Source organism: Francisella halioticida (assembly GCF_002211785.1).
GTDB classification, from domain to species: Bacteria; Pseudomonadota; Gammaproteobacteria; order Francisellales; family Francisellaceae; genus Francisella; species Francisella halioticida.
Window position 1 is genome coordinate 2043277 of sequence record NZ_CP022132.1, and the last position, 14616, is coordinate 2057892.

Consider the following 14616-nt stretch of genomic DNA (forward strand, 5'->3'; position numbering starts at 1 on the left):
ACAAAAAATATTATATTAGAAAAGAAAAGCTTTTATCTTGAATTAGTATGCTTTCAAGCTTAAAATTAAAGCTTATACTTATATCTTGATAATACAATAATAGATTTATGGAGCAAAAAATACACAACATACGAGGCTATGCTTGGATAATAATTATACTAAGTTCTTTTTTGTTGTTTGACAAATATGTCATGCAGGTTTTTCCAAGCCTTATTACAGATAACATGATGGCAAATTTTGGTACAAATGCCACAGAAACAGGTGCTTTAGGCTCTGCTTTTTTCTGGTCCATTATTATTTGTCAACTTTTTCTAGCTGGGCCAATTATTGATAAATTTGGTTTTAGATTAATTAGCCCTATCTCAATAATCATCTCAGCTATTGGAGTTATATTGTTTGTAGTTGCAGCAAATATTGGTAGTCTTAGCATGGCATATATCGCTAGAATAATTACAGGATTAGGTGTTTCTTTTGCTACAATATCTTACCTTAAAGCCGTTTCAGTATGGTTTAAACCTCGTAAATTTGCTTTTGCAGCGAGTTTCTTAGCCACTGCCGCAATGATTGGAGCATTATGCGCTCAAGCCCCTCTAGCATATTTAATTAGTCTTTGCGGTGACTGGAAAATGGCTATGCTACTATTTTCTGTAGCTAGTTTACTAATGGGTGTTGTATATTATATTATTGTCCGTGATTTTAACCCCAAACAACCTAATGCTAACTCCCCTAACAACCAGCTAAAGACTATAGATGCCCTAAAAGAAGTTGTTAAAAACAAGAACAATTGGCTTTTAACATTTTATGTTGGACTTAGTTTTACAGCTGTTGATGCATTTGCAGGGTTTTGGGGCAATGCATATTTTCGTGAGGCTTATCACATTTCTAAAGAAGAAGCTGCTAGCATAATATCAATGATATTTATTGGTATGGCTATAGGATCCCCTATCATTGGTAAGCTATCTGAAACTCTTAATAGTCGAAAAGGTGTAATGATATTTTTTCATATAATAGGTACTATAGCCATCAGTTTTGTTTTGCTAGCAAAAACTAGTGCTACAATATCAGCAATATTGCTATTTATTTTTGGCTTATGTCTGGGAATTTATATGCTTTCATTTGCTATAGGCAACCGTATCAATCCAATCATAATAACTGCCACAGTTGCTGCTTTTATAAATACTGGAGAACCTATTCTAGGAGCTATATTTGATCCACTAATAGGATATTTCTTAGACTTGTCTTGGACTGGTAAATATATTAATAAAGCAGGTGAAATAGTCTCTCAACACACAAGTTCAGTAGATATCAAATACTTTGATCTAAGCTCTTACCACTTTGCTTTTACAACACTTGTTGTTAGTATGATTGCATCACTAATAATTTTAATCATGATTAAAGATACTAAAGCCTAATTTAATAAAAATCTATCAAATTTTCTATCTAGTTCAGCAGTTATAGATATTTTCTTTTGTTGTTTTTCATCAAAAAACTCTAATCTACCTGCATGCAACAATAGTTTATCAACACCTTTATTAAGTAATTGCTCATCTTTATTGGTAAAGCCATATTTTTTATCTGCAACAATAGGATTACCTACAGATTTTGTGTGCACTCTAATCTGATGAGTTCGTCCGGTTTCTAATTTAATCTCAAGTAAACTATAATCACCTAAATATTTGACAGATATAATTTTTGTAAAAGCTTTCTTGCCTTCTTTCCTATCAACTTTAACAAGCCTCTGACCATCCATAGTTTCTGTTCTTTTTAATGGTAAATCTATTTCTTTAATAGTTTTATTCCAGTTACCGTGTACTATAGCATAATAAACTTTATTAACCTTTCTCTGTTTAAATAAATCAAAAAAGTAAACCAGTGAACTGTGCTTTTTAGCTAAGATGACACAGCCAGAAGTTTCCTTATCTAACCTGTGAACCAAATCTAAACGTTTAGCCTTTGGTCGTAACTGTCTTAAGCGCTCTACTAACCCTGAACTTACTCCAGACCCTCCATGTACTGCCATTCCTGATGGCTTATCTACAACCATATAATCGTCATTTTCATAGAGTATTTGTTGTTCAAGAAAATCAAGATGCGATTGTGATATTCTTATTTGTTTTTGATCTTCTTCAAGACTAAATGGAGGTACTCGAACAATATCTCCAGCACTAACTCGTGATGTTTGTTTCACTCTTTTTTTATTTACTCGTAACTCTCCTTTTCGAATCCAGCGATAAATTAAAGACCTAGGCAACCTTGAAAATTGCCCTATTAAAAAATTATCTATACGTTGACTATTAACATCTTCAGAAACCTCAAGAAACTGAACCTTATTCATCTAATGCTCCAAATCTTGGATTTTGCATATCGTTAAGTCGACTCACTGTTCGTTGAAACTCAAATTTTAGTCTCTCACCTTTATACATATCTTTAAAATCATAATTAGCCAAAATTATGACTTTTTTATTTTGGTCATAAAGCTCATCTATAATAGCAATGAAACGTCTCGCCATATCTTCATTATACTCATCAAAACCAACCAAATTATATATAAATATTTGCTCAAACCTCTCACAAATATCTATATAGTCTTGCGAACTTCTACCGTTACCACAGATAACCTTAAAGTCAAAACAAACATCACTATTACTTAAAAGCAGTGTAGAAATACTTCTTCCTAAAACCTCTATTTTAGAATCTTTATCAAAATGCTTGTTTCTTATAAAGAATCTATCAAAAAAGTTCTTCCGATTTTGCTCATTATATGGATATAAATAATTCATATAATCTGTGGGCAAACGAAAGCGATAATCTATACCAGAATCTAAATTTAGAATATTAACATGTTCAACCAAAATATCAATCGCTGGCAAAAATAGCTCTCTTTGTAAGCCATTGCGATATAATTTTTCTGGCTCTATATTAGAAGTTGCTACTAAGACTACTCCCAGCTTAAACAGTTCTGTAAAAACACCCCCTAGTATCATTGCATCAGCAATATCTTCAACAAAAAATTCATCAAAGCATATTATTTGCATTTCTTTAGCCATATCGTAAGCCACTTTTGATATAGGATTTTTTTTACCTTGATACTTTTTCAGTTGTGAATGAATGCTTTTCATAAAATGCGAAAAATGCTGACGTTTTTTCTTCTCTATAGGTAAGTTATTATAGAAAATATCCATAATAAATGTTTTACCTCTACCAACACCTCCCCACATATACAATCCATTAATAAATGGATAGATAGGTTTAGTAAATAATCTAATTTTTGAGACCTTTTTCGAAAGTAGTTGATCAACTATCTCTTGTAAACTTTCTACAGCCTCAATTTGTAAAGAGTCTGCTTTTAAATTAAGCTTCTTAACTTTTTCAAAATATATTTCTTTAAGATTCATTTTTTCACTTAACTTCTCTATCTTTAACTAAAATTAATAAGAAAAATGACACAATCATACTTAAAACTAATATCAAGAAGGCATTATGATAAGCTTCGACTCCAAAGTACCTATGTGCGCCTTTTGAAACTACATTAGTAATACTATTATTAACATCAATATATTGACCTGTCCATGTCATATCTAGCATATGTCCGATAAGAGGATCAAATAATGCTCCAAGCAATGGCTCTCCCGTATTGATAAGAGCTGCAACTGTTGCTGCTACAACTATAGGATTAATTCTATTACCTATAGCAAAAGCCAACATATAAACACCCAGACAAAAGCCAAATGTAAACAATAAAATCCCAGAAAAAGCTGGTGTAAGTTTAAACTGTAAAACAGCTGCCAATGAAATAGTTGCAATAATATGAAACACAACCATTATTCCTATCCTGTTATCAAACTTTTCAGAAAGCTTCCCTATAACTGGAGAGCCTATTGCAAGACCTAAGAACATCATAGATACAATAAATGATGCATCTTTTGAAGTTATTCCATATAACTCTCTAAAATAATTATTACCCCAAATTCCACCAAAGACATCTATTGTTGTAAAAGTTAAGCCTGTATATAAAGTAAGATACCAATTATTTTTATTTAATAATACTTTCTTTATACTTGCCAGGGTTCCTGAGTCAGTTGTTTTTTCATTTACATGTAATGCATAGGGATTATAATCTCTGACTAAAGCCAAATAAAGCAGCGCCATAACAACACTAAAACAAGCATAACTCTCTAAAGCTGTATGCCATGATCCTGTTAGCTCTATAAGATACGCTAAAGGGACCTGTCCTAATAATGCTCCAGTCATTGCAGCCGTCATAAGAAAACTACAAACAAATGCAAATTTACGTGGACTGAACCATACTGCTGCTGCTTTTATATATCCCACTGTTGCAAAAGATGCTCCAATACCAATAATTAATCTTGAGACGCAACCTAGAACAAAGCTATGAATATCTGCTGATAAAACAAACAGTAATAACCCAACAGCAGATAAGATCAAAGAAAAGAAGCTAACCTTTCTAAACCCCAATCTATCAACAATTGGTCCAGCTATAAAAAACTGACAAAACACCACAGACCATAAAAACAATGAAACCATTGCACTCATTTCAGTAGCATCTATTGAAAAACTACTCATCAAATCATTAGCAATTAAACTAGGAGAGACATTCATTATATACTTGTCTATCAACAAGAATGAACTTAGAACGACAACAATCCAAGCATAACCTTTTATATTATGTAATTTTAATTTCATACCCCTATCTTTCTAAAAAATTTACCAGCTCACTCAATAAAACTTGTTTCTGAGGATGCTCTTGTTGAAGATACTTAATACTAGCAACTCCATTTTGGAATTCATCATAACCAATTATTACAGCAATTTTTGCACCTGATTTGTCAGCTTTTTTAAATTGTGATTTAAAACCACCACTCTTAAGATCCATACAAATTCTTAAACAAGGAAGAGCAGCCCTAACATTTTCAACTATTGTGAAAGATTTATGTAATTGTTCTTTATCTAACACAAAGAAAACATCGCAAACATCTTTTTTGATTGATAGTTTACCAAGCTCCTCTAAAAGTAATAGCAAACGTTCCATACCAATAGCAAAACCTATCGATCCAGCCTTTTGACCACCAAGAGTTTCTATTAGACTATCGTATCTCCCTCCAGCACAAATGGCACTTTGTGCGCCCAGCTTATCAGTCGTCCATTCAAAAACTAATCCACTATAATAGTCTAAACCTCTTACAAGGTTATAGTTGACCACATATTTAACCCCTATTGCATCAAGATATTCACAAGTCTGCTCAAATCTTAGCTTTAATTCATCATCGATAAAGTCTATTAGTTTTGGAGCATTCTCAAGAATTTCTTGAATTTTTGATATTTTTGAATCTAATATTCTCAAAGGGTTTTTGTTTAACTTTTTAATAGAGTCTTCATCTAACTCATTGTGATATGTCTCTAAATATTTCAATAGCGCTTTAACATACTCTTGTCTATTAGTATTAGAGCCTAAACTATTTAACTCTAGTGTAACATGCCCTGAAATATCCAACTCTTTAAATAAGTTCCATGCCACAGAAATAATTTCTAAATCAATACCGATCGAATCAAAGCCATAAGCTTCAACACCTAGCTGGTAAAACTGACGATAGCGCCCTTTCTGTGGGCGCTCATAACGAAACATTGGTCCACAATACCAGAGCTTCTGGGTTTGTCCTCTATTGGCTAAGCTATTTTCTATAACCATTCTTACACACCCAGCAGTTCCTTCTGGACGTAAAGTCAGACCATCCCCATTTCTATCAAAAAAATCATATGTCTCTTTTGAAACAATATCAGATGTTTCACCAACACTTCTATGAAAAAGTTCACTCTTTTCTAGAATTGGAAGCCTAACTTCATCATAATTATAATTATTAAGAATGGATTTTATTTTAGATTCTAAAAACTGCCACTTGTGGCTTTGCTCAGGCAATGTATCATTAAACCCTCTAATAGCAGTAAGTTTGCTCATAGAAAATCTACCTCAATTTTTCAGCTTTATTTTCTTTACTGCTATCTTTATAATTATCTTCAAGAGACTTATCATCTTTCTTGATTATCTTAGAATCTGCATCTAAAGCTTTTTGTATTTTATCTTCCATTTCCATACCGTAATCTAGTGATTTATCATAGATAAATTTAAGATTCGGCACTATTCTTAGATTTAAAGATTTTGCTATTGATGACCTGAAGAAACCTTTTGATTTATCAAAAGCTTTTGAAATATACTCACCATCTTCAGCAACAATGCAAGTATAGTAAACTTTTGCATACGACAAATCTCTAGAAAGATCTATTTCTGTTATAGTTGCCGTAGCAAGTTTAGGATCTTTTATTTTAGTACGTAGCAATAATGATATCACCTTCTGTAATTCACTTGCTACTCTTTGTACTCTACCTTCTGCAGCCATAATACTTATAGCTCCTTAGCTACTTCAATAACCTCAAATACCTCTATTTGATCACCTGCGTGGACATCATTATAGTTTTTCACACCGATACCACATTCCATGCCTTTTTTGACCTCTGCTGTATCATCTTTGAATCTTTTCAGTGATTCAAGGCTTCCTTCATAAATAACAACACTATCTCTTAGTACACGGATAGGATTAGTTCTTTTTACAGTTCCTTCAATAACCATACAACCTGCGATTGAACCAAACTTAGATGATCTATAAACCTCTCTAACTTCAGCAATACCAATAATTTGCTCTTTCATCTCTGGAGATAACAGACCCGTCATCGCTTTCTTAACATCATCTATTAAGTCATAAATAATATTATAATAACGAAGCTCAACACCATCACTCTCAGCTAACTTCTTAGCTGCACCATCAGCACGAACATTAAAACCAACAATAACAGCTGTTGAAGCAACTGCCAAAGTAACATCAGATGAGGTAATTCCACCGATACCACCAGCAATAATATCAACCTTAACGTCCTCTGTTGAAAGCTTATTCAATGACTCTCTAATAGCCTCTACAGAACCTTGGACATCACCTTTAAGAATAATTTTAAGTATTTGTTGTTCTCCATCTTTACCCATGTTATTAAACATATTAGATAACTTAAGAGCTTGTTCTTGAGCAATTTTAGCTTCTTTTTGTTTTTGAGCCCTTTGTGTTGCAACTTCTTTTGCCTTCTTATCATTCTCAACAACAATCATCTCATCTCCAGCTGCTGGAACACCTGACAAGCCAAGTATCTCAACTGGAGTAGAAGGTCCTGCTATCTCGATTTGACTACCAAGATCATTATACATAGCCCTAACACGTCCATACTCCTTACCACAAAGAATTATATCGCCTTGCTTAAGCTTACCATTCTGAACTAATGCAGTTGCAACCGGACCACGCCCTTTTTCTAAACGAGACTCAACAACAACTCCTTCAGCATTACCATCAGCAAAAGCTTCCAATTCAAGCACCTCAGATTGTAATAACACAGCATCTAAAAGCCCAGAAACACCTTCTCCTGTTTTTGCAGAAACATTGGCAAACATCACATCACCACCCCAAGATTCTGGGATAACATTTCTCTGAGCTAACTCTCCAATAACCTTGTCTGGATCAGCATCATCTTTATCTATTTTATTTACAGCTACAACTATTGGAACTTTAGCAGCTTTAGCATGTTGAATAGCTTCTTCAGTCTGTGGCATTACGCCATCATCTGCAGCTACAACTAGAATTACAATATCCGTACTCTTAGCACCTCTAGCACGCATAGAGGTAAAAGCTTCATGCCCAGGAGTATCTAAAAAGGTTAAAGATCCTTTCTTAGTTTTTACAGAATATGCTCCAATATGCTGTGTTATACCACCTGCCTCACCATCAACAACCCTAGCATTACGAATATAATCAAGTAAAGATGTCTTACCATGGTCAACATGACCCATAATAGTAACTACTGGCGCTCTTGAAATTTGTTCATGACCACTTCTATCAACTGTTGTAATAGCTTCTTCTAAAGCATTTTCATTATGTAGAGTATATTTATGGCCCATTTCCTCAACTATTAAAATCGCTGTATCTTGATCTAAAGACTGATTAATAGTTGCCATTACGCCCATATTAAATAATATTTTAACAACTTCAGCACCTTTAACAGCCATCTTCTGTGCCAGGTCACTAACAGTGACTCCCTCATATATTTCTACAGTTTTTACTGTATTTTCAACAGGTTTTGTGAATTCTTGCCTTTTAACTTTTGAAGGTTTAACCTTACCTTTTCTAGAGCTAAACCCATCAAATGAGTCTAAATCACCTGTAAGCTGAGATAACTGTCTAGGATTAGCTTTTTTAAATCCTTTACCACTAGTTTTCTTAGCTTTAGATTTTTTTTCTTCTTCTTCTCTCTTATACTTAGTATTACTAGTAGATTCAGAAAAAGCTTTCTTTACAGGTTTTTTCTTTAATTGTTTACTATTAGCATCATCTGCTTTAGAAGTATTCTCTTCTTGGTTGTTTGCCTTCGAGACTACCTCAGGCATTGACGTTATCTTAAAACCACTACTTTTTACAGTAGATGCTTTAAACTCTTGTGTCGCAACAGTCTTAACTTCTTTCTCAAATCTCTTTTCTACTGGAGCTAAAGCTTGTTCTTTTTTGAATTCAGTCACAGGCTGAGCATCATTAACAGATTGTTCTTGAGCTTGTGCACCACTATCCAGAGCAACTGGTTTAACATCTTCGACTCTTTTAGCAACACGTCTTTTGCGCTTAACTGAAACATTTATTTTATGCTTACCATCAAGCTGCATAGTTGTTACTTTTTTTCTAGTTGATGGGCTTTTTGCACTGTTAATTTTTGCTAAAAGTGTCTTCATCTCATCAGATGTAAGTGTATCTTTTTCATTAGATTTAGATATACCAAAAGACTCAAGTTGTTTTAGTAATGTATCTACATCTTTGTTGGTTTGTTGTGCCAATTGCCCAACTGTAATATCTGCCATTTTCCTCTCCCTTGTACTCTATATTATACGTGTACTTTCCTATTCAAACCAAGGAGCTCTAGCTTGCATAATTAAATCTGTTGCTTGTTCTTCATCCATAACCACAATATCAAGTAGCTCATCAACTGATAATTCTGCTAGATTTTCCATAGTAACTATATTATTCTGAGCTAGTTGATTTGCTAAATCTTGATTCATTCCTTGCATATTTAGTAAGTCTTCCGCTGGCTCACCATCGCCTAAAGCTTCTGATAAAACTGCTGCTTTAGCTCTTTCTTGAAGTTCATCAACAACATCTTCACCAAAGCCTTCAATCTCTAAAAGTTCATCTCTATCCAAATAAGCCAAATCTTCAAGAGTCTCTATGCCTTCCTCTATCAATACTAAAGCAAAATCATGATCTATATCTAAGACTTCAACAAACTTCTCTACTATAGATATTTGCTTTTCTTCTTGCTCAGTATCAGATAGAACATTTATTCTCCAACCAATAAGAGCACTAGCTAATCTTACATTAACACCATTTTTTCCAATTGCCTTAGATAAACTTTCCTGCTTAACAACAATATCCATTGCATTTGACTCTTCATCAACATTAACTTCTAATATGTCCTCAGAATCTACAGGAGATAAAGAGTTAATTGCATACTGTACAGCATCCTCATCCCAAAGAATAACGTCAACTTTCTCACCATTTAATTCATTCATTATCGAATGAATCCTTGAGCCTCTAACACCTACACATGCACCACAAGGATCAATTCTCTTATCATTACTTTTAACTGTTACCTTAGATCTAAAACCTGGCTCACGAACAACACTTACTATATTTATAAGCTCTTCTTCCACTTCTGGAACTTCTAATTTAAATAATGCTTTTAGCATTGTATTACTTGCTCTACTTAGCATCACAGTGTTTGGTTTGCCAAACTCATCCTGCTCAACGCTTTCTACGCACACTCTAATTTTATCACCAACACGGAATCTTTCTCTAGCGATAAGATCTTTCTTAAGCAAGATACCTTCAGCATTGCTACCAAGGTCAATAATCAATATTTCATATGTTGCTCTTTTAACTTCACCATAAACAATATCACCGATTTTACCTTGATAAATTTTTGCTGTTTTTTCTTTCTCAAAGTTTTTGATTTTTTTCATCAAAATTTGTTTCGCCATTGTCGCTGCTATACGACCATATTCTTTAACTTCTACTGGCTCACGAATCACATCACCAGCTTTAACATTATAGCCTTTCTCTTGAGCAACATCTTCATAGAGCTCCTTTGAATAATCTATTAAATCTTCATCTTCAGAAACAATATGCCAAACTCTATTCGCTGTAAAATCTCCTGTTACCCTATCAATAGTAACTTCTATATTCATTTGCTCATCAAGTTCTTTTTTAGTTACAATAGCCAAAGCCTCTTCCATAGCCTCAAATAAAAGATCCTTTGAAATATCTTTTTCATTAGCTACAGTTTCTAATACTAACAATAATTCTTTGCTCATATCTAATTCCTTCTATCTAACTAAAATCTGGTGACACTCTTAACCTTTTAAGCTCATCAAAATCAAAGCTCACCTCTTTGCTATTCTCTAGCTCTAGAATAACATTATTACCATCAACTTTTTTTAGCAAGCCCTTGAACTTTGTCTGTAATTCAACAGGTGCTAAAGTAACAGCTTTCACATTGAAACCTACCAGTGCTTGTGCCTGAGTTATATTGAAAATCTGGCGATTCATGCCTGGAGAAGATACTTCTAAGACATATTCTCCAGATACAGGATCCTCAACATCAAACATTGTACTAACTTCTTTACTAATAGTCTGACAATCATCAACAGAAACGCCACCCTCATGATCAATAAAGATACGTATAGTAACTTTGCCACTTCCTACTACAACCTCTATCCCCCATAAAATATAGCCTAAGTCAGCCGCGATGGGTTCTACTATATCATATAAATTATCTAGTAACATTTTCACCCCTTAGATCTTTCATATCTCCAGATATCAAAAAGGCCCTTAAAGGGCCTTTATAAAAAATTCATGATTGGTAGCGGGGGCTGGATTTGAACCAACGACCTTCGGGTTATGAGCCCGACGAGCTACCAAGCTGCTCCACCCCGCGTCTATAGCTGTATATAATAACAGTGTTTTCGACTATGTCAAGACTTTTAATAAATCTTTATTGTAATTAAGTTTTTCCTAAACACTAAATTCTCTGATAGCATCTACCATTACTTTAACATTATCAGGATCTATATCAGGATAAATACCATGACCGAGATTCACAATATAGTTATTTAATCTATCTGATTGAATAAACTCCATATGTTTCTTAACTGTTTGCCTAATACTATCTGAACTCCCATAAAGAAAAGCAGGATCAAAGTTACCTTGAAGAACTTTGCCTACACCAACTCTGTGACGGGCCTGCTTTATAGTCATATTCCAGTCAACACCTACACCGTCACAAGACTTATCTTTTAACTCACCAAAAAAGTTTGCGCCACCTTTAGTAAAAAACACAATTGGAACATCTACACTTTGCTTAACTCTTTTAGCAATACACTCCATATATTTTAAAGAAAATGCTTTATACTGCTCCAATGGTAGAATTCCCCCCCACGTATCAAAAATCATTAAAGAGTTAGCTCCTGACTTAACCTGCTCAAGTAAGTATATAACTGTTATATCAGCTAATTTATGCAGTAAAGTATGCATTAATTCAGAATTTGAATACATCATTTTTCGTAACTTATTAAACTGTTTTGATCCTGAACCCTCAATCATATACGCAGCTAAAGTCCATGGACTACCTGTAAAACCTATCAAAGGCACTTTTATTGCTGATTTAGTAGTTTTAACAGCATTATAAACATATTCTAAACCTCCAACACTCTCTTCCACAGATTTTAGTTTATCTAGATCCTTCTCAAATTCGATAGGATCCGAAAATACTGGTCCAACACCTTTAATAAACTTAAGATCCATTCCCATCACTTCAGGAATTGTTAAAATATCTGAAAAAACGATAGCAGCATCAAGATCATACCGATCTAATGGATGAAGCGCTACTTCGCAACAAGCTTCAGCATCACGACACATATCCATAAAGTTCTCAAACTTTAACCTAACTGCTCTATACTCAGGTAAATATCTACCTGCTTGGCGCATAATCCATATAGGAGGCTTGTCTAATTTCTTTTCACCAAATGCATCTAAAAAAAGCTCTCTCATAAAATAGTACCTTTTCGTTCCAAAAACGCTAACTAGCGTTCAATTATATTCATGATAATAATTATAGAAAATAAAGTAGTTTAAAAATAGAGCAATTTTTACTTCAGACTACTTTAGTTATTTCATAATGTTATTATTCTAAAGCTACTTAATAAATTTGTCCATTTTTCTATAACTTATTGCTTCTTGTATAGCGACTTTATTAACTGATCATACCCTCCTATTTGGGACACTTAGGTGTTAAGAAAAGGAGACAAGATGAGATATACAAAAGAGTTTAAAGATGAAGCTGTTAAATTATGTTTACAACCAGATGCAAATAGACGAGAAATAGCAGATAATTTAGGGGTTAAATATAAAACCATTTGCAGTTGGATATCCAAAGCCATGTCAAACCCTCAGAAAGAAATAAAGATAGATTATAAAACGCAGTACCAGCAACTATCTTTTGAAAATACTGATTTGAAGAAAAAACTCAAACAGGCAGAAACAGAGCGTGAAATACTAAAAAAGGCACAGCGTACTTTGCAAAGCAAAATCTGTAAGGTACGCCTTTATTAAGGAGCATTATAAAGTTATGCCAGTAACAACACTATGTAAATCTTTGAATGTGAGCACATCTTCATATTACAGATGGATTCATAAACCTATAGGTAAAAGGCAATGCTGAACTAGATGATGCTATTTTAATGAACATAAATCTAGATATGGAAGTGTTAGGATATACAAAGAGCTTAAAGATATGGGTTGGAAAGTTACTCAACCTAGAGTATCTAAACGTATGAAATTACTTGGTTTACATGCTAAAGCGGCTCGTAAGCATAAGAAAACTATAGATTCTAACCACAACAAACATGTTTCTGATAATTTATTAGAACAAAACTTCACTGCTTTATCTGTAAATCATAGGTGGGTTACAGATATAACTTATGTACCTACACAAGAGGGGTGGCTGTATCTTTGTGTGATTATACACTCTGATAAAGGGTCACAGTACTGTAGCAAACAATATCAAGACATTATTAAAGAACACTGGCTACTATCAAGTATGAGCTCTAAAGGATGCTGTTACGATAATGCTGCTTGTGAAAGTTTCTTTGGAACTTTAAAAGTAGAGTTAGTACATGATGAAAGCTATAAAACTAGAGAAGAAGCTAAACTATCAATATTTGAATATATTGAAGCTTACTATAATACAAAAAGGAGACATTCTACAATAAATTATATGACTCCATATCAATTTGAATATATAATGGAAAATGAAGTAGTAAACTGTCACAAATTGACGGGGTAGATCAGATTGCTACCCCCTCCAACTAGAGATACTCCTGAAGAGGTATGGTGAGGATGCCTAAATGGTCTTTTATAAAAACTCTCTGCAATACCTGATTCACCTTTAATTGAGGCAATCATAGCTGATGATAGAGCCTCTTTCTTGTCTAGTGGTGGCAAAATAGAGTTTAACCTACTAGCCAACATTGTCTTACCTGTACCCGGAGGACCCACTAAAAGAATATTGTGCCCACCTACAGCAGCTATCTCCAAGGCTCGTTTAGCCTGGTACTGCCCTTTAATATCTTCTAGATCCTGATACAAACCATCAAAACTAATATATGTTTCAAACTTAATTTTTTGTTTGACCATGTCACCAGATAAGAAATCAACAACTTGATTTAAATCATTTAAAGCGTACGCATGAATATCTTCTACAAGAGCTATTTACTTTTCATTTTGAAGTGGAATAATAAGTTTTTTATTATTCTGTACGCATTTTATTGCCATTGAGATAGCACTAGATATTTTCCTAAGTTTTCCACTTAAAGATAATTCGCCAGCAAACTTATAATCATCAATTTTTTTGGTTGGATTAATTTGTCTAGAAGCGTATAAAACACCTAATGCTATTGGCAAATCGAAACGTCCGCTACTTTTAAGCAAATCAGCAGGAGCAAGATTTATAGTTATTCGTTTATTTGGAAAATTAAAACCCGAGTTTATAATTGCACTACGGACACGATCTTTACTTTCTTTAACAGCTGCTTCAGGTAGACCAACTATTGATAATCCTGGCAACCCATTGGATAAATGAACTTTTATAGATACTGATGGAGCCTCAATACCGAGCTGAGCTCTACTTTTTAATATTGCTAAAGACATATCAGCCTTTATCATCAAGAAGCGTATCTAATTTTGCTTCTATCTGCTCAAGCTTTTGCCTTGTTTTTAACAATATCTTTTTTTGAGTTTCAAACTCTTCTCTACTAACAACATCAAGTCTCTTGAGACTTTTGTTAACTATATTCTCTTTAGAATTTTTGATAACATCATTTACTGGACCTAAAATTTCTTTCATAACAACAAAAAATTAATTATTTCTAATTAGAAGTATAAAAGTTATGAAATAAATAGGCAA

Annotated in this window: 15 protein-coding genes and 1 tRNA gene; 3 read left to right on the forward strand and 13 right to left on the reverse strand. The window is 33.6% G+C overall.

Annotation, left to right across the window (positions count from 1 at the left end; all coding sequences use genetic code 11):
* The first annotated feature begins 107 nt into the window (after positions 1–107).
* A complete protein-coding gene (locus tag CDV26_RS10875) occupies positions 108–1412 on the forward strand; it encodes an MFS transporter (protein WP_088773280.1) in 1305 nt (434 codons plus the stop codon).
* Here the strand turns inward: CDV26_RS10875 and CDV26_RS10880 are convergent.
* From CDV26_RS10880 to hemE, 10 genes are all read right to left on the reverse strand, one after another.
* Complete coding sequence (locus tag CDV26_RS10880; RefSeq protein WP_088773281.1) at positions 1409–2335, reverse strand: RluA family pseudouridine synthase; 927 nt, start codon at positions 2333–2335, stop codon at positions 1409–1411. The genes CDV26_RS10875 and CDV26_RS10880 overlap by 4 nt on opposite strands.
* Entirely contained in the window at positions 2328–3395 is a 1068-nt protein-coding gene (zapE, locus tag CDV26_RS10885; RefSeq protein WP_088773282.1) for a cell division protein ZapE, read from the reverse strand. Before zapE ends, CDV26_RS10880 begins: the two co-directional genes overlap by 8 nt.
* A 4-nt stretch (positions 3396–3399) precedes the next feature.
* The gene (locus CDV26_RS10890; protein ID WP_088773283.1) at positions 3400–4704 is read right to left on the reverse strand and encodes an MFS transporter; all 1305 of its coding nucleotides are present in this window, start codon (positions 4702–4704) and stop codon (positions 3400–3402) included.
* A 4-nt stretch (positions 4705–4708) separates the two neighbouring features.
* Positions 4709–5974 (reverse strand): histidine--tRNA ligase, encoded by a 1266-nt coding sequence (gene hisS / locus CDV26_RS10895; protein ID WP_088773284.1) that lies wholly within the window; start codon positions 5972–5974, stop codon positions 4709–4711.
* 7 nt (positions 5975–5981) lie between these two features.
* Positions 5982–6413: a 30S ribosome-binding factor RbfA gene (gene rbfA / locus CDV26_RS10900; protein WP_088773285.1), complete on the reverse strand. Its 432-nt coding sequence runs from the start codon at positions 6411–6413 to the stop codon at positions 5982–5984.
* 5 nt (positions 6414–6418) lie between these two features.
* A complete protein-coding gene (infB, locus tag CDV26_RS10905) occupies positions 6419–8959 on the reverse strand; it encodes a translation initiation factor IF-2 (protein WP_088773286.1) in 2541 nt (846 codons plus the stop codon).
* 39 nt (positions 8960–8998) lie between these two features.
* On the reverse strand, positions 8999–10468 hold the full coding sequence (gene nusA / locus CDV26_RS10910) for a transcription termination factor NusA (RefSeq protein ID WP_088773287.1): 1470 nt from the start codon (positions 10466–10468) through the stop codon (positions 8999–9001).
* 16 nt (positions 10469–10484) lie between these two features.
* Positions 10485–10940 carry a ribosome maturation factor RimP gene (rimP, locus tag CDV26_RS10915; protein ID WP_169709736.1) on the reverse strand — a complete coding sequence of 152 codons (456 nt, stop codon included), beginning with the start codon at positions 10938–10940 and terminating at the stop codon, positions 10485–10487.
* 74 nt (positions 10941–11014) lie between these two features.
* Positions 11015–11091 (reverse strand) — tRNA-Met (locus tag CDV26_RS10920).
* A 77-nt stretch (positions 11092–11168) separates the two neighbouring features.
* Positions 11169–12203: a uroporphyrinogen decarboxylase gene (hemE, locus tag CDV26_RS10925; protein WP_088773289.1), complete on the reverse strand. Its 1035-nt coding sequence runs from the start codon at positions 12201–12203 to the stop codon at positions 11169–11171.
* A 237-nt stretch (positions 12204–12440) separates the two neighbouring features.
* Here hemE and CDV26_RS10930 point away from each other — a divergent pair, with 237 nt between their 5' ends.
* Both CDV26_RS10930 and CDV26_RS10935 read left to right on the forward strand, forming a co-directional pair.
* A complete protein-coding gene (locus tag CDV26_RS10930; RefSeq protein WP_157671387.1) occupies positions 12441–12764 on the forward strand; it encodes a transposase in 324 nt (107 codons plus the stop codon).
* 181 nt (positions 12765–12945) lie between these two features.
* The gene (locus CDV26_RS10935; RefSeq protein WP_088773314.1) at positions 12946–13497 is read left to right on the forward strand and encodes an IS3 family transposase; all 552 of its coding nucleotides are present in this window, start codon (positions 12946–12948) and stop codon (positions 13495–13497) included.
* On the opposite strand, the gene CDV26_RS13355 is transcribed toward CDV26_RS10935, so the two are convergent.
* The 3 genes from CDV26_RS13355 to CDV26_RS10945 form a co-directional block, all read right to left on the reverse strand.
* The gene (locus tag CDV26_RS13355; protein ID WP_245806450.1) at positions 13479–13847 is read right to left on the reverse strand and encodes an ATP-binding protein; all 369 of its coding nucleotides are present in this window, start codon (positions 13845–13847) and stop codon (positions 13479–13481) included. The genes CDV26_RS10935 and CDV26_RS13355 overlap by 19 nt on opposite strands.
* A gap of 75 nt (positions 13848–13922) precedes the next feature.
* A complete protein-coding gene (locus tag CDV26_RS13360) occupies positions 13923–14375 on the reverse strand; it encodes a magnesium chelatase domain-containing protein (protein ID WP_245806451.1) in 453 nt (150 codons plus the stop codon).
* On the reverse strand, positions 14362–14556 hold the full coding sequence (locus CDV26_RS10945) for an accessory factor UbiK family protein (protein ID WP_088773290.1): 195 nt from the start codon (positions 14554–14556) through the stop codon (positions 14362–14364). The genes CDV26_RS13360 and CDV26_RS10945 overlap by 14 nt, the downstream gene beginning before the upstream one ends.
* Between the last annotated feature and the right edge of the window lie 60 nt (positions 14557–14616).

Coding starts and splice junctions, on each gene's coding strand:
- CDV26_RS10890 (WP_088773283.1), bottom strand. CDS start 4,704: ATGAAATTAAAATTACATAATATAAAAGGTTATGCTTGGATTGTTGTC.
- hemE (WP_088773289.1), bottom strand. CDS start 12,203: ATGAGAGAGCTTTTTTTAGATGCATTTGGTGAAAAGAAATTAGACAAG.
- CDV26_RS10875 (WP_088773280.1), top strand. CDS start 108: ATGGAGCAAAAAATACACAACATACGAGGCTATGCTTGGATAATAATT.
- rbfA (WP_088773285.1), bottom strand. CDS start 6,413: ATGGCTGCAGAAGGTAGAGTACAAAGAGTAGCAAGTGAATTACAGAAG.
- infB (WP_088773286.1), bottom strand. CDS start 8,959: ATGGCAGATATTACAGTTGGGCAATTGGCACAACAAACCAACAAAGAT.
- CDV26_RS10935 (WP_088773314.1), top strand. CDS start 12,946: ATGGGTTGGAAAGTTACTCAACCTAGAGTATCTAAACGTATGAAATTA.
- hisS (WP_088773284.1), bottom strand. CDS start 5,974: ATGAGCAAACTTACTGCTATTAGAGGGTTTAATGATACATTGCCTGAG.
- zapE (WP_088773282.1), bottom strand. CDS start 3,395: ATGAATCTTAAAGAAATATATTTTGAAAAAGTTAAGAAGCTTAATTTA.
- CDV26_RS13355 (WP_245806450.1), bottom strand. CDS start 13,847: ATGGTCAAACAAAAAATTAAGTTTGAAACATATATTAGTTTTGATGGT.
- nusA (WP_088773287.1), bottom strand. CDS start 10,468: ATGAGCAAAGAATTATTGTTAGTATTAGAAACTGTAGCTAATGAAAAA.
- CDV26_RS13360 (WP_245806451.1), bottom strand. CDS start 14,375: ATGATAAAGGCTGATATGTCTTTAGCAATATTAAAAAGTAGAGCTCAG.
- CDV26_RS10880 (WP_088773281.1), bottom strand. CDS start 2,335: ATGAATAAGGTTCAGTTTCTTGAGGTTTCTGAAGATGTTAATAGTCAA.
- rimP (WP_169709736.1), bottom strand. CDS start 10,940: ATGTTACTAGATAATTTATATGATATAGTAGAACCCATCGCGGCTGAC.
- CDV26_RS10945 (WP_088773290.1), bottom strand. CDS start 14,556: ATGAAAGAAATTTTAGGTCCAGTAAATGATGTTATCAAAAATTCTAAA.